The 15,185-nt window shown below is 67.6% G+C and carries 9 protein-coding genes and 1 pseudogene; 4 read left to right on the forward strand and 6 right to left on the reverse strand.

Annotated features, from left to right (window positions below; genetic code table 11):
• The first annotated feature begins 101 nt into the window (after positions 1-101).
• A complete protein-coding gene (locus ACN6LD_RS12870; RefSeq protein ID WP_445043206.1) occupies positions 102-371 on the forward strand; it encodes a hypothetical protein in 270 nt (89 codons plus the stop codon).
• Positions 364-1,002 (forward strand): DUF6879 family protein, encoded by a 639-nt coding sequence (locus ACN6LD_RS12875; protein ID WP_445043207.1) that lies wholly within the window; start codon positions 364-366, stop codon positions 1,000-1,002. The genes ACN6LD_RS12870 and ACN6LD_RS12875 overlap by 8 nt, the downstream gene beginning before the upstream one ends.
• 6 nt (positions 1,003-1,008) lie before the next feature.
• On the opposite strand, the gene ACN6LD_RS12880 is transcribed toward ACN6LD_RS12875, so the two are convergent.
• From ACN6LD_RS12880 to ACN6LD_RS12890, 3 genes and pseudogenes are all read right to left on the reverse strand, one after another.
• On the reverse strand, positions 1,009-1,887 hold the full coding sequence (locus ACN6LD_RS12880; RefSeq protein WP_445043208.1) for a hypothetical protein: 879 nt from the start codon (positions 1,885-1,887) through the stop codon (positions 1,009-1,011).
• A gap of 294 nt (positions 1,888-2,181) precedes the next feature.
• Positions 2,182-2,385 (reverse strand): DUF397 domain-containing protein, encoded by a 204-nt coding sequence (locus ACN6LD_RS12885; protein ID WP_445043209.1) that lies wholly within the window; start codon positions 2,383-2,385, stop codon positions 2,182-2,184.
• Positions 2,382-3,210 (reverse strand): annotated as a pseudogene (locus ACN6LD_RS12890) (helix-turn-helix domain-containing protein). Before ACN6LD_RS12890 ends, ACN6LD_RS12885 begins: the two are co-directional and overlap by 4 nt.
• A gap of 192 nt (positions 3,211-3,402) precedes the next feature.
• Here ACN6LD_RS12890 and ACN6LD_RS12895 point away from each other — a divergent pair.
• Positions 3,403-3,987, forward strand: a complete 585-nt coding sequence (locus ACN6LD_RS12895) for an ATP-binding protein (protein ID WP_445043210.1) — start codon at positions 3,403-3,405, stop codon at positions 3,985-3,987.
• On the opposite strand, the gene pglX is transcribed toward ACN6LD_RS12895, so the two are convergent.
• Entirely contained in the window at positions 3,914-7,516 is a 3,603-nt protein-coding gene (gene pglX / locus ACN6LD_RS12900; protein ID WP_445043211.1) for a BREX-2 system adenine-specific DNA-methyltransferase PglX, read from the reverse strand. The two genes, ACN6LD_RS12895 and pglX, sit on opposite strands and share 74 nt — an antisense overlap.
• Positions 7,513-12,243 carry a BREX system serine/threonine kinase PglW gene (gene pglW, locus ACN6LD_RS12905; protein ID WP_445043212.1) on the reverse strand — a complete coding sequence of 1,577 codons (4,731 nt, stop codon included), beginning with the start codon at positions 12,241-12,243 and terminating at the stop codon, positions 7,513-7,515. Before pglW ends, pglX begins: the two co-directional genes overlap by 4 nt.
• A 472-nt stretch (positions 12,244-12,715) precedes the next feature.
• On the opposite strand from pglW, the gene ACN6LD_RS12910 reads away from it, so the two are divergent.
• Positions 12,716-12,844, forward strand: a complete 129-nt coding sequence (locus ACN6LD_RS12910) for a DUF6408 family protein (protein ID WP_445043213.1) — start codon at positions 12,716-12,718, stop codon at positions 12,842-12,844.
• 53 nt (positions 12,845-12,897) lie between these two features.
• Here ACN6LD_RS12910 and ACN6LD_RS12915 read toward each other — a convergent pair whose 3' ends face one another.
• Positions 12,898-15,015, reverse strand: coding sequence for a DUF2075 domain-containing protein (locus ACN6LD_RS12915; RefSeq protein WP_445043223.1), 2,118 nt, complete (start codon positions 15,013-15,015; stop codon positions 12,898-12,900).
• Positions 15,016-15,185: the final 170 nt, after the last annotated feature.

The following is a 15,185-nucleotide window of genomic DNA, read 5'->3' on the forward strand; positions in this document are numbered from 1 at the left end:
AATCCTCGCCATTACCCCGGCGGGCTGGTTCCAACACATCGTCAGGTGGGCAAGTTGCACGTTACAGTGAGGCATCCCGACCGATCGAGGGGGCGACGGAAATGGCCAGGCCATGGGAAGCGGATCCGCACACAGGTTTCAAACAGCGCCTGGGAAAAACACCCCAGGAACTCGGAATCACCACCGGGACTCCAGACTGTCCGGACATCTGGGAACTCGCCAACGGTGACATCGCTGTCATAGGACGGGACCTCACCCGGTCACTCGGCGGGCACCTGCCCGACGGGGTCTCGATCGGATCGGACGAATGCCTCGTCGTCATCCCCAGGAAGATGCTCATCGCGGCGAAACCGGACATCCCCAGTGTTTGACTCCTTCCCTCTCGGCACCTCAGAACGCCTGGACCGGCCCCGGTACCACGCGGACCTGGGCCGGCTCTACACCAGCGGGATCGGCTTCCTCAACAAGCTCGAACGCGGCCAGCACTTCCAGGAGCGCGGCTTCCCGAGCTGGGAGGCGTTCGCCGACGGCGACTGGGAGAGGGCGCTGTCCCTGGCCGACGAGAGGCGCGAGGACTACGCCCAGGAGCTCCGCCGGGCGTCGCGCCTGGGCGTCAGGCACCGCCGCCTTCGCGTCGTGGAATTCCCGATCACGCCGTATGTGCAATGGGAGTTGTTCGTCCTGCGCACGCGCGTGGACGTGGGCGACGACATCAAGATTCTCGACGCCGACGATATTTCGAACATCGAGCGGAGTCGCCCGGTTCCGGAAGCAGTGATTCTCGGCGATGTGGTCATGTACGAGGTCATTTACGACGGGGAGGGAAATGCGGCCGGGGCCAAGAAGTACACCGACCGCTCACTGATCCGGGAGACGAACGCCGGGTTCGACGCGCTTTATGAGCGTGGTGAGGGGTTCCACGATTTCTTCGACCGGGAGATCGCCCCACTGGCTCCGCCACAGGGGTGCGGCAGTCCGACGGGTTCACGCGGGTCGCGGTGACCAGAGTCAGGGCTGAGGTTCCTCCAGCTTGACGGCAGCGGTGGCCGCGCTGAGTTCGTCAGCCTGTGCCGTCGCGAACGGCTCGTTGTCTTCGACGACTTCGCCGTCCACGACGTCACCGTCGTCCGTCACTCGGTGCGACGGTTCCGCCAGGGGCAGGCCGGCGAGGTGCTTCTTGAGCCGCTTGGCCATCGGAAGGAAGGTCGCGAAAGTGAGCCCGCCGGAGACAGCGGCCCCGATGAGGGGGATGGCCTTCGAGACGGTCGTCGCGAACGACTGCTTCGTCATCTGGACGCCGAGGTATGCCGCGACCTTCTTCACTATCGGGTAGACGACACCCTGGGTGAGTGCCTTCTGCGGCAGCTTCTTGGCGACCTGCTTCGACATCATCCCCGCGACCTTCCCCACGGCCGTGTTCGCCGACTGGGTGCCGAACATCACGCCGAAGAACAGCGTGAGCACCCCCATGGTCGCGTCGTCGACGTCGTCGCCCTCGTCGGAGAACAGGTCAGGCCAGCTGTAGAGGTAGGCGAGCTTCTGCGCGATGCGCAGCATGTGACCGACGTACTGGGCCAAGTCGGCGGGCACGGTGGCGGGGAGGGCGAGAATGCCGGGTATCCCGGCGGCGGCGGAGAGAGCGCTGACCTTGCCGGTTTCGAAGCGGATGGAGTCGTTGGCCAACTTGTCGAGAACGTCGGCGCTGATGCCCGCCGCGGCGGGAGTCTCTTCTATCGCCCTTCGGATGTCGTCCTCGGAGCAGTGGCGAGCCAGCGCACTTCGGAGGTACGCCTCCCTGTGGATCCGCACGCCCGGGAGCTTCGCCGCCGCCCGCAGCACCGTGAAGAAACGCGATTCGGGGTTCTCGACCTCTTTACCCTGCTTCATGGCAGGAACCTACAGTAGCTTCGCGTATCAAGGGCCTTACTGAGTCGACTCCGTTGAGGCCCCGTTGCGGGAGTGATGGTGGCGGCCGGGTTGGGTCAATCATGGTGCCGATCGGACCCCGGGAAGGCGACCCCCGCCAAGAATCGGACGTCTCTGGCGTGACGTTGACCGTCATGCCGGCCAGCGCGGGCGGCGCACCCTGCGGGCAACCCGCCGAAGCTGCTGAAGGTGCTGCGGAGGTGGGGTGCACAGTGGCCCTCGGCGAGCACGCGCCTGCCGAGGGCCCTACCGCCTTCAGAGTGCCGCGAACTCGACGAACGCGGTCCACGCCGTGGGTTGTACGGCCAGTGCGGCGCGGGTTGTGTCCTTCGAGTCACGGACGTGGACCGCCCCGGGGCGGGTGGCGACCTCGACGCATTCGCCGCCCGAGCCTGTGCTGTAACTGCTCTTGAACCAGGCCGACTCGGGTAGCGGCTCTATGAGCTGTTTGGCGTTCATCTCTCTCCAAGCAACTTCTCGATGAGGGCCAGCGACTCGCGGGGAGTGAGCGCCTGGGCCCGAAGGATGCCGTACTGCTCTTCCATCTCCCGTACCTGCCTCCGCTCCGTGTAGAGACGGCTGTCCTTGTACGCCTCCACGTAGGCGATCCTCTGCCCTTCGTGCGTCTCGATCAAGGTGAAGGGGCCGTCCAACCCAGCATGCTCATCACGTTCGATCGGCATCACCTGGATCCACGTTACGCCGGTGCCCGTGCAGCAGGATCTGCTCCAACTGGCCTTGCATCACTGCCCGTCCACCGAGCGGTCGCCGTAGAACGAACTCCTCGATGACAAAACTGATGGTGGGCATCGGGGTCCGAGAGAAGATCTCCTGGCGCGCGAGGCGAGCAGCGACCCGTTGGTTGATGGTCTCCTCGTCCAGCAGCGGACGCCACATGGAGAACACGGCTCGCGCGTACTCTTCCGTCTGCAACAACCCTGGCACTGCCTTCGTCGCGTACAGGTGCAGGGCTGCCGCCTTGGCCTCCAACCTGGCCGCATCCCGAAAGAACGTTGGATACTGAGCCCGAGCCACCTCCTCTTTGCTCGCGCTCAACACCCCACTTGCGCACAGCACTTCATCTGCCTGGTCAATGAACTTCGGCGGCGGGATGCGTCTCCCCTGCTCGAACGACGCGATCGTCGAGGCCGAGTAGCCGGTCAGCGACCCGAGACTCGCCCGGTCCATCCCCGCCCGGTCCCGGAACAGCTTCAACTGCCGCCCGAACACGAACAGCATGCCCGTCCCGACTTCGTACTCCGGCTGCTGAACCTCGTCGCCCACGCCGCAGCTCCTCTCGTACGACCGCCCAGTCAGCCAACTCTGGGGCCCGGGAGGCGGTCACGCTTAACAGCAGGTACAAGCGCACCGCCCGCGTGTACAGCCCGTACCCGTCAGTGCGTCACTCCTGGTCAACGCTACGCAGAGTTCGCGACGGTTGACCCTATGAAGTCAGCAACTCCCCCGAACGGGCATATGCCACAGCGCCCCGCCCTCGAACGCGAGTTCACCATGCGCTTCACCTCGACCCCACGCGGTGCCCGCCTCGCCCGCCGGCTCGTCTCCCACCGCCTGAACGACTGGGGCCACCCCTACACGACCCCGGCCAACGAGACGCTCACCCTCGTCACGGCAGAACTCACCGCCAACGCCGTACGCCACGGCCACGTCCCGGGCCGGGACTTCCACCTCCGACTCACGTTGGCCGTGGACACCTTCCGCATCGAGGTGACGGACACCCGCGCCGAGAGACGACCTCCGTCCACTCCCCCGACCCCCGACTCCGCGTCCGAGTCCGGCCGCGGCCTCCTCCTCGTCGCCTCCCTCACGGACGACTGGGGCGTCACGCCTCGCCCGGCCGCCCCCGGCAAGACCGTCTGGGCCGAGCTGCGCGTAACGGCAGGAGGCCACCCGTACATGCACCAGGTGGCCCCTCGTCCGGCAGACTCGGCATCGGCCTACGAGCGCGACACCGAGTTGCTTCTGACTACTTCTTCACTGCTGCGCGACGACCTCGGGTTGCGGCCGGAGGCTGCCAGCTACGGAGGTCATCGTCCGTGAGCCCGTGCTCGCCCTGCTTCTGCTGGCGGTAACCGGCGAAGAAGTCCGCCGGGGAGCCGCTGTAGAGCATGTCGAAATCGTTGTGCCACTGGGACAGCCACGGCTGGAGTTCCAGCAGGCCGGCGAGGAACGGCGCGATCTCCTCAGTGGTCAGCGCGGTGTTGGTGAAGTAGGTGGCGAGGGCCTGCGCCTGCTCCCGCTGATCCCAGCCGGCCCACCCGTACAGCTCGGGGGTGGCCGCGTTGGTCTGCCCGTAGGAGACGAACCGCTCCTTGGGCACGTCGAGCTTGCCGCGCGCCCGCCAGTAGGAGGGGCGGAGGAAGTCGGCCGAGGTGTACTTCGGCGGTACGGGGATGGAATCCCTGATCTTCCGCTTGGCGGGCTCGTCGGGCGCGGCATCCTCCTTGCGCTGGAGGTCCCACACCTCTTCCCAGTCAGCGCGCTTCTTGAGGCCGGACGGCTTGTAGCGCAGGGCAGGGAGGAACGGCACATGCTCGTCGGTGATCAGCTCGGCAACGACCTTCGCAAGTTCCTTGCGGGGCGCGTAGAGCTTGGCGACGGAAACGAAGTCCTCGTCGCGGGAGAGGGCGTCGGTGAGGCGACCCAGGGTGAGGATGGCGGGCTGACCGTTCTCGTCGAACCAGTGGTCACGGTTCTCCATCCGGTCGAGCAGCCAGGAGCGCAGAGCCTTCTCCTGGAGCGCGTCCCAACCCTCGGTGGCCCAACGGCGCTTGTACTCGGGGCGCTCGACCATGCCGATGGCCCGGTTCGACTCGATGACGTCGATCCGCTTCTGGACGATCTCCCGGTACGGGGCGGGCCAGTGGGCGGGGATCTCCGTGATGGGCGTGGAGTTGTGCCGCTTGAACCACTCGCCACTGGCCTCGCCTGCGGCCACGCGGCGTGCAAGGACAATCTCGAAGGCACGCTCACCGAGAGCCAGTTCGGGGATGTTGGGGTCGTCTGGGTCCTCAGAGACCCGGAGGTCTTCTGAGTGGAGGTTGTAGAGGGAGTAGACCTGCCAGTCCAACTCCTCCTGGCGTGCGATCATGCGCGCCCGGATTGATTCCCAGCGGGACTTGGCCGCGCGGAGAGCGCCAGCAGTAGGAACGTCGACAGTAGCCGGGCTGCTGGCCGTAAGTCGCCGGGAAAGAGCATCCAGAGAAATAGCACAGGCGGTTGGGTACGCGATCGGGAGAGGGAATTCCTGAAGTTTCGTACTGGTGAACTCAAAGAATCGCTCCCAGTCATCACTGGTGAAACCGCCACCCTCTCCACGAATCCCCTTGTCATGACTGACCTGCTTCATCCAGAACCCAGCCATGGAGGAATTCAACACCCCAAGCAGTTGCAGATACTGCTCCTCCGTCGCCTCTCTTTTCAACTTTACTACAGTAGCCGAGTCTTTCGACGGGATTACATCGTGCTGCATGTAGAAATGATTATGCGTTGCCACCTTCACGAAAACCAGCAACTTATCGGCCATTACGCGAGATCGATACACTTCACGCCATTCAATCCACGGAATTCCGCGCTCCAGAAGACTGATGCTAAACTTTTTCCGGAGCTCCAGGACTCGACGCAGTGGCCACATAAATTGCAATAGAGGGAGACCGCCTCCCTCCTTCTTGAGCTTGTAGTCGATTTCATATGGAGTAATCAGCCAAGTTACACCTTGCAGTTCCCAGTCTCGAATTCTCGCTCCGTCTACAACGGGGGCTACTTCTACGTCACGCCTTTTGAGAGCAAGCGTAGGCTCGACTCCGAAAGCCTGATCCTCCCCGGTAACCACCGATAGTCCCACTTCGTCCGCCACGTCACGAAGTTTTTCTGCCGCAGCCCCCAGCGTCTGCATGATCTCCACGGCTGCACCACCCCCGTTAAGACTCCAAGGGTGTTCCGCCATTGCAGCGCGCGGCATGTCGACCGCACTAATCCAAGAACTTTCAGAGCCAGCCTGATCAACCTGCTCCAAAATAGCTCGCCAGACCAACCCCCTGCTGGGATCTTCTGGAGCGGCCGGCTCCCCTTGAACACTACGAATCGTCCGCACCGTCGCAGATCGGGCACTTCGCTCAGATTTTCGACCCACAAGGATTACTGTAGGCGTCCCATGTCCAGGAATATAAGCACCGGAAGTGTCAATTACCTCGAGCAGTTCTACTTGATCACGAAAGAAACCTTCAATCAACTTCTTTCCGAATTCACGCTTCATGAAGGAATTTGCCGTGATCTGCCCCACCATGCCGCATCCAATTCCTTGCGGATCTCCCCGCTTTGCTAGCTCAAAGAACCGCTGCGCAAAAGGGACGGAGAGCGAGTACTCACGGTGACAAGAATCGTAGAGTTCCCGGTATAGGTTTCCGAGCTTCTTGTCCTTCACCGTGATGTATGGCGGATTTCCCACCACCACATGGTAACGCCCCTGCCGGAGAATTTCGCTGTGCTCGTACACGTCCTCCGTGGCGTAGGAAAATGAAGCCAACGGATCGTCGAGGCTCTCCTCGTCCCCGCCTAGCATCAGCTCCATCTGCCGGGCCTTAATGAGTGAGTCACCTACCGCCAAATGGATCGGCCACTCGTACCTGGATGCCCCAGTCAGCGTCCGCACCCCACTCGCCGCCATAGCCGCAACCAGCAACCGGAACCGCGCAACAGCCACCGCGAACGGGTTGATGTCCACCCCGTGCACCGAGTCCAGCGCAGCCCGCACCCGCTCATGCACATCCCGCCCCGGCTGCCCCTCCCCCCACAGCCGCACCAGCCGCCGAAACGCGCCCAGCACAAAGTGCCCCGACCCGCACGTGGGGTCGATCATCTTCAAGCCCTCGTACCCGAACTCCCGAACCGCCGGATTCATCGTCCGGTCGAGGATGAACTCCTCCACGAACTCCGGCGTTTGCAGCAGCGCGTACGTCTTCCGGGCGGCCTCGCTCAGGTCCTGGTACAGGTCCCCCAGGAACCGCGTGTCCCACCCCTCCGTGCCGTCCTCGTTCAGCGGGTCGGTGAAGTCGTGGACGAGGACGCCCGCCTCGTCCCTCCCGCGCCAGAACTCGACCAGCTCCCGCGCACCGTCATGCGAAAGCGGTACCTGGTACAGCGGGTTGTGCCGCTTGTCGAAGAGGAGCCGCCCCGCCTGTCCCTGCCCCAGCTCCTCGAACGCCTTCTCCAGCCAGCCCCGGAACGTCGGGTCGTCGTCCGTCTCCACGTACGCGTCGTACCGCGACTCCGCCAGCTCACGCCGGTCCCCGTCCGGACCCGTCAGGTACGGCTCCGGGATCAGCCGGTTGTCCTCGCAGAACCGTACGAAGACAGTCCCCAGCACCCACGCCACCGCGACCTGCGTGACCCGCTCGTCCAGCCACGAGGTCCACGTCGCCGCCGTACGGCCGAGCTTGCGCGCCTGGTCGTACTCGGCCCTCAGCCGCGCGCCGACATCCGCCAGCACCTTCACCTGTCGCCCGAGGTCTGTCTCGACCGCCTTGACCTGCTGCTTCAGGTCGTTCAACAGAGCCTTGCGGTCGATCACTTGACGTCTCCCTCGACACCACTGGCACTTGCACTTCCACCCGCACTTGCCACAACCTCGCCGGAACCACGATGAGCGTTGCCCACCCATGTGTCCGGAAGCTGGATCCACTCCCCCAGGCCGGCCTGGTACGGCACGGCCGCCTGTCCGAGCCGCGGCTCGCGTGAGGGGTCGCTCTGCGGGACCAGGAGCCACAGCCCCCGCCCGCCCCGCCGGGCAGCCGACGCGAGCCGGTCCAGGACGCCCATCGCGTCATAGCGCGCGAACACTCCGGCCTCCGTCAGCAGCACGGGACCGACAGAGCCGGCGGGACCGGCCCCGCCGCCACCGTCGCCCAGCAGTTCCGCGATTCGGGGCTCCACCGCGCCCCACGCCGTCCGCGCGTACTCCGCGAACCGCACCGCGCCCTTCGAGCCCGGCTCGGCGGCGTCCGCCTTGAGCAGGGTCTCCCAGGTCGGCTTCGCGCCCGGCGTGACCTGGGCGTGCAGGGCTTCCAGGAACAGCTCGGTCACCGACAGCGCAGCCGCGCCCAGCCGCTCGGCACCCAGTTCCCGCACCGCGTCCCGCACCAGCTGCTGCCGTACTGTCAGCACCCGGTACCCGTCCCGGCGGGCCGAGGCGAGCAGCCGTTCCTCCGCGCGCACCGCGCCCGCGAGCTGCGGGTCGTCCGCGTACCGCGTCACCGCACCCGCGCGCGTCGACTGCCGCCACGCGCCCGTCGTGAGGTAGCTCGACGCGTCGTCCACCCGCGTCGGCAGGTACCGCAGCACGCCCTCACGCTCGTGCATGCTGAGCGACAGGTCGAAGCCCGCGTCGCGCAGGGCCTTGGTGAGCGGACCGCCGGTCGGCAGCTCGTGGGAGGCGCCGCCCCGCCCGTCGACCACGACCAGCTCGGGGAAGCGAGCGCGGACCCGCTCGTGCACGGCCTCGCCGGTCAGTCCCGGCTGCTGTCCTTCCGGCATACCCGGAGTCCAGCGGACCAGCCCCGCCTGTGTGAGGCGCAGCGCCCGCACCAGCGGCAGGTCGCGCGGGTAGATCTCCAGGCGCGGCGTGGCGGCGGCGTTCACGGAGGCCGCGGCCGCCAGCTCCACCATGCGCCGCTCGTCCCAGTCGACCGTGCCCGGCGGCACCGTCAGCGCGCTCAGCTCGGCCAGGACGGTCGCGGCCGTGGGCAGGGTGTCCAGCTTGGTGAGCCGGTCGGCCGTCCTGCCGAGGCGGGTCGCGTACTCCAGCAGTCCGGGGGCCGTCGGGGTGTCCGGGCCGTCGTTCTCGCGCACGTCGAGCGCGAGCAGGCCGGCGCCCAGGGACTCGTCCGTCGCCTTGCGGTTCGGCTGGTGCTGGAACTCGGCTTCCTGCGGCAGCAGTTGCTCGACCTCCACCACGGCCCGTACGGCCGCCAGCGCCATCGCGCGCCGCTGCTCGCGCCCCGCGAGATGCGTGCCGCGCCGGACGGCCAGGGCGTCCGCGATCTCCACCGCGGAGGCGACGCGCCCCATGCTCACCAGCAGGTCGATGATCTCCTCGCGCAGCGCCCGGACGGCCGGCTCCGCCTTCCAGCGCTTGCGCTCGTCCTTGAGCATCTGCGGGATGCGGCCGTGGCTCAGGGCGAGCGCGTCCGCGACGTCCTTCTGCTTCGGCCAGACGCCGATGTCCGGCAGGACCCCGTGCTCGTCGGGCAGGCGCAGCAACAGCCGCACCATCTCCGCCTTGTTGCGGTTGGAGCCGTTGTTGTTGACGGCGGGCACGAAGACGGTGGCGAGGGTGTCGAGGCTGACCGAGCGCAGGGTGCGGGCGGGCAGCGCGCCGGCCGACTCGCCCGTCGCGAGGCGGCCCACCAAGGCCGACTCGGCGGCCGTGAGCTGGTCCAGCTCTTCCTTGGCCTCCGCCCGGCCCTTCGCCGTCAGCGGCGAGACGGGGATCTCGCGCAGCCGCTCGCCCCATTCGCGCTGCCGCTGCTGGACCTCGTTGCGGGTCTTGGCGCCCAGTCCGGGGGCGTTGACGAGCTTGCGGCGGCTGTAGTCGAGCAGTTCGCCGACGGTCGTGATGCCCAGGCCGTACAAGAACGACTGGGCGGCTGGCGTGAGGCCGGAGACGGTCAGCGGGGTGTCGCGGGTGACCTCGGCGGCGAGGCGGTCGCGCTGCTGCTCGGCGGTCTCCGGCTCGGCGTCCGCGATCGCGGCTGCGCCCTCGGCGGGCCGCACCTCCCCCGTGGTCGTCGCCGCCGGGGCCGGGTGACGGGAGCGGTGGCTGGACGGGACGGTCTGGGAGGCGTCGAGGAAGACCTTGCGCCACGCGTCCCGCATCGGCTTCAGCTCGGGGTACCGGTTGCCGGCGTCGCGGTGCAGGGCCTTCTGGAAGAAGGCGACCAGACCGTCGCGTACAGCCGGGTCGAAGGCCTCGGCCGCGATGGTCGGGTACGGCCACTCCTTGTCGTCGGTCATGCGGGGCAGAACGCTGCCGTCGCCCCACTTGGGCAGCTCGCCGGAGGCCATCTGGTGCAGGGTGACGGCGACGGCGTACCGCTCGGCGTGCGAGTCGTACGAGCCGCGGGTGATGACGTCGACGAAGGGGTCGAGGTACCCGTCGGTGCCCGCGTTGGTGCTCTTCGCGGGGTAGCCGGCGAGGGAGAAGTCGATGAGGACGAGTTCGCGGGTGCGGTTGGGGCGGATGCGGATGGCGATGTTGTCGGGCTTGATGTCGCGGTGCCAGACGCCCTCGCCCTCCAGGAAGTCGACGGCGCCGAAGAGGTAGTCGCCGTACGCCTCCAGCTGGTCGACCTGGAGGCGGCCGTTCTCGCGGAGCTGGCGGGCGACGGTCTCCTCCCGGCGACGCGGGCGTCCCCCGCCCTCGGCGCCCTGTCCGCTGTCGTCGCGCTCGTCGCCGACGTATTCCAGCGCCAGAACCGTACGGCCGCCGATGTGCAGAGGCTCGGGTTCGACGAGGCGGATGATGCCGGAGTGGGGGCGCAGACGTCCCATGGCCTCGGCCTCGCGGGCGAGGATCTCGCTGCGGCTGTCGGAGAGGGCGACCTTCAGCACGGCCAGCGGGCGGGTCCTGCGGGCCTCGGCCTGAAGGTCGCGGACGAGGAAGGCGCGGCTGGTGGAGCCGGTGCCGAGGCGGCGGCGGATCTCCCACCGGCCGGCGAACACGTCACCGGCGACGGCCTCCAGCGGATCCTTGTCGGCGGCGGTCTCGTCGTCCTCGTCGGCCGGCCCCTCCGTAGCGACGGCCTGGGCCGGGGCGGTGAGCGAGTCCTCGACGACCTCCAGCAGCTCCAGGAACTCGTCCACACTGGACAGCCGCTGGCCCGGCCGGTAGGCGGTGGCGGCCTGGACCAGAAAGTCCACGTCCTCGGACAGGCCGTCGACGAGAGAGCTGGGGCGCAGGCCCTCCCCCGCCTCCAGGCGGGCCAGCAGCTCGGCCTGGCTGGCGGCCGGAGCCTTGCCGGTGACCAGCAGATAGGTGAGAACGCCGAGCCCGTACACGTCGAGGTGGACCGGGTCGGGGTTGAGGGCGGTGAGTTCGGGGGCGAGGTAGGCGTCGGCGTCGTCGGCCAGGTGCATCGCGGACAGGGCGGTCGGCGCGAAGCGGGTCATGCCCTGGCCCTGGGAGGAGTCACCGCTGCGCTGGGTGGCGATCTGCCAGTCGGAGATCTGCAGGTGCGGCGTGAGCCAGGCGGCCTCCTCCCCCACGGCCCGGCCCTTCCCGCCCCGCGGCCGGGGGACGACCAGCACGGAGCGGGCGGCCAGCGCCCGGTGGTGGATACGGCTGGAGTGCGCGGAGCGCATGGTCTCGGCGAGCTGGCGGACGAGTGCCATCCGGCCGAGGATGTCCAGCTTCTCGCCATACTGGACCAGGTACTCGTCCAGCTTCAGCGTGGCCGGGTGGTAGTCGAAGATCAGCGCGGGGCCGGCCGCGTGCCCGGAGGGGAAGTACTGCTTCAGCTCGACCGCGCCGGGGTGCTTGAAGCGGCCCAGCACCGCGGCCTCGCGTCGGGCCGCGTTCTCGACCGACTGCCTCAGGGAGGCGTCGGAGCCGCGCTCGCTGAGGTAGATGCGAACGCGGGCGGCCTCGGGCAGGTCGCTGTGACGGGCGAGGTGGTCCGCCCAGGTGGGCCCGGAGTCGAAGGACTTCCGCTGCAGCTCGTACGGTCCGACCTTGTACTGCGCGTCGCTCTTGCGGATGCCGATGTTCTTGAGGGCGGCCTCGATCTCGCGCGAGCTGATCGCCGTGATGCGGCGCCGCTCGTCACGTGGGGCCTCCTTGAGCATCTCGACCAGCTGGTGAACGGTGTGGACGCCGTTCTGGTCGTGGGCGGGCAGCCGTACCCGGAGGCTGTTGTCCGTGAAGCAGACGGCCTCCGCGACCCAGACCCGCCTGCCGCCGGGCAGCGCGAGCAGGTCGGCCAGCTCCTTGGCCTTGCGGTTGACCAGATGCAGCGGGTTGCCGTGCGTACGGCGGTGGCCGCCGGGCGTGGTCTGCACCCAGGTGCCGTTCTCCGAGGTGACCGAGCCGTGCCAGTCCTTCAGCTCGATCATGCAGACGCCGCCGGGGGCGACCACCAGCAGATCGACCTCGCGGACATGGCCGGTGTTCGCGGTGAACGTGAAGTTCGACCAGGCCCGCCAGGGGTCGGAGTCCGGCAGCTTCTCCCGGATCGCCTCCAGGCCGCGGCGTTCGTGATCGAACTCGGACTCGGTGACCGTGACCCACCGGCCTTCCCGCATGCCTGTTCCCCGCTCCTCGTGTCCCACAAGGGCCGTCGTTTCCCTTGACCAGACCCTCGGCACCGATCCTAGTGGCTGCATGCGGCATGAAAAGAGACGGTGAAGGACGGGAGTAAGGGACGTTCCCGCCCTGTCGTCCGAATCTGGCAGCCTGTGAAGCCCGGCCACCGACACCCTGCAACCTCGCCCTCGCCTCCGGGCGGGAATGCGCAGAATCCACACAGCCGGCGCCGTGCGGAACACCCGGCCCGCGACACCACGGCGTCCGAAATCGATCTCTCTCAACTCGCATGTGCACTAACGTGGTTACCCGCTGCGCACCTTCCCGGAGGGTACGTCGGCGGTGTTCCAGGTGCCGGTCCTCGGCGCTGAGCGACGAGTGGTCTCCACCGCGTCCTGCACGCGGTGTGACTGCGGATGCCCGGTAGGGCGATCCCTGCCATTCCCAGCTCACGCTCAGGAGTGGAAACCGATGAACCCCGTTGAGTACGAACTTGCACGTCGTGACCGGATTCGTCAGATTCTGGTCGACGTCACGGTGGGCGTCGTCATCAACCTGTTGGTGGCGGCTCTGACCGCGGCAGCACGCCTGGTCTTCTGACCGGCAAGTGGCGGGCCCGGGAGAGCCCGCCACGCCTCACGCTGGTCCCCGTGTCAGAAAAGACGCATGTCTCCGGGCGGGGTGTCCTTCTTCTGACGCTTCCGGCGGCGACGCCGTCCTCGGGCAGGACGGGGCAGATGCGGCTGCCGGGCCTGCTCCGGCAGATTCTCCCAGGTGGGTCGCAGGCCGTGGATCGCGACGTCGCCGACGAGCCCCTTCAGGTAGTTCCGGGTCTCCTCGTCCGTGGAGTAGAGCACGGTCGCCCGGCTCGCCCTGGTCATCAGCACGTGGTACGCGTGCCGGACGAGGCGGGCGAACTCGTCGTCGTCCACGCTCTGCGGCTTCACCTTGGGATCGAACGATCCGGGAACGGCGACGCGCTTGACGCCCGCCTCCTTGTCGGCCCGCTCCTTGCCCCGGCGGAACACCCAGCGGTCGCCCCGGCGCACCATGTCCTCGCCCATGATCACGCCGCACCAGTCCCACTCGAGGCCCTGCGCGGTGTACACACAGCCGATCTGGCCGAGTCCGTTCTCGTGCACGGACCAGATCTTGGACGGCGGCACGGTCTTGTTCTCGCAGAAGGACTCGCTGTCCGCGTTCCACGGCCGGTGCCAGTCTCCGATCCGGACATCCGGCTCGAGCCGCTTCTCCTTCCCCAGGGGCTTCGTCCAGGGCCAGCAGTATCCGGCGACCATGCGCGCGGAGGCTCCCGCCATGGCCTCGGAACGGATGATCCGCTCGAGCTCCTCGGGGCTGTCCACGACCTCGACGTGCATCAACCCGTCCGGGATCCACGGCTCCGGCTCCGCGCCCGACACCCCCAGCGCGCACCGCACCCAGCGGATGTAGGCGTCGCTGCCGCCGCACCGGAACTGTTCCCGCAGGCTGTAGCGGACCAGCTGGGCATCGTAGCGTCGCGCAGCATCCTCCACGAGACCGACGGTGCCGACCTCCTGCGGACGCACGGACTGGCCCTCGTCGAGGAAGAACACCGTCAGACGGGAGGCGTCGAGGAGTTCCTCCACCTGCGGTTTCGTCCCCCAGTCCTCGGGCTTCCAGAAACGGTTGGTGGAGCGGTCGCGCAGGCGGTGGGCCTCGTCGCAGATCAGTACGTCCAAGGGCGGGTCGGGCGGGGTGACGAAGTTGCTGAAGTAGGTGAACGTCTCCTTGAACTCCCGGTCCCCGTAGCCGACATGCTCTTGGAGGGCGCCGTTGAACGCCCTGCTGCCGCTCGCGTACTTGACCGTTCGGCCATCAGCCTCCAGTTCGGCCTTGAGCTGGAGGCCGATGGCGCTCTTGCCCGTGCCGGCGCCGCCCGTGACGAGGAAGACCACCCGTCGTTCGTCGGGGAGAAGCGCGGGCCGCTCGGGATCGGGAAGCACCTTGGCGGCCGTGTCGAGAATCTGGTCCGCGACCTTCTTCTGGCGGCCGCGCAGGGTGAAGACGGTGTCCTCACCGCTGGAGCGGATCATGGCGTCGAGCAGCGGGGTGTTGCGCAGACCCATGCTCCGTAACAGGATCTCGGCCGCCGAGTCGGCGCCGTCGGCGGCGAAGCTGCTCCTCAGGTCCGACAGCAGTTGGGCGCGGCGGTCGCCGGTGTAGACGCGGGCGTAGGAACCGGTCGGCGCGTCCACGCCGACCAGCGGGAGCACGGAGGCGTCGGTGGCGTTGTGCAGATAGGCGAAGCCGCCGCACTCGAAGTCCAGCCCGTGCAGCGGCCCTCTGGAGCCCGTGAACGCCTCGTAGTATTGGCGCAGTTGCAGGGCGGGGTGCTTCTTCTCCCCCATGCCCGGGACATGCACCAGGTCCGCGGTGGCTTGCTCCACCCGGGTCACCGTCGACCACCGCTTCAGCTCGACGAGCTGGACGGACAGCCCGTTCTCCTCGGGGTGGTGGCCCACGAGGACCACGTCGATGAGCTGCGGACCCCCGGCGCGGTCGGTCTCGTCGAGCGTGGCCGCGCACTCGACGACCATTTCGACGTTCCCGCGGTCGGCCGCGACCAGATCCTCGGCGAGATGTACCAGGCTCTCCGCCCAGGCGGAACGTTCGGTCAACGAAGCGTCGGTGTTGAGGAAGTGCTTCCACCTCGCAGCGAGATGGGGCACCATGCGGCGTCTTGAGTTCAGGTTCAGCAGATCACGCGCTGCCAGTTTCAGCAGGAGCATGGACACGAGGAGGATCCCCCAGGGCACGAGTGACTCGTGCGGGTGGGGGCATGTCCCGTGGGAAGCCCGTCGGGCCGCAATGACGTCTGGGATCTTAGAAAGCGACGTCCCGACCTGACGCACAGGACGCGGCAGTCGGCCGGAAGCACAGAGATCATGGCTGGATATCG

Source organism: Streptomyces sp. SAS_272 (assembly GCF_052543235.1).

Coding starts and splice junctions, on each gene's coding strand:
- ACN6LD_RS12870 (WP_445043206.1), top strand. CDS start 102: ATGGCCAGGCCATGGGAAGCGGATCCGCACACAGGTTTCAAACAGCGC.
- ACN6LD_RS12880 (WP_445043208.1), bottom strand. CDS start 1,887: ATGAAGCAGGGTAAAGAGGTCGAGAACCCCGAATCGCGTTTCTTCACG.
- ACN6LD_RS12885 (WP_445043209.1), bottom strand. CDS start 2,385: ATGAACGCCAAACAGCTCATAGAGCCGCTACCCGAGTCGGCCTGGTTC.
- ACN6LD_RS12895 (WP_445043210.1), top strand. CDS start 3,403: ATGCCACAGCGCCCCGCCCTCGAACGCGAGTTCACCATGCGCTTCACC.
- pglW (WP_445043212.1), bottom strand. CDS start 12,243: ATGCGGGAAGGCCGGTGGGTCACGGTCACCGAGTCCGAGTTCGATCAC.
- ACN6LD_RS12910 (WP_445043213.1), top strand. CDS start 12,716: ATGAACCCCGTTGAGTACGAACTTGCACGTCGTGACCGGATTCGTCAG.
- ACN6LD_RS12915 (WP_445043223.1), bottom strand. CDS start 15,015: ATGCTCCTGCTGAAACTGGCAGCGCGTGATCTGCTGAACCTGAACTCA.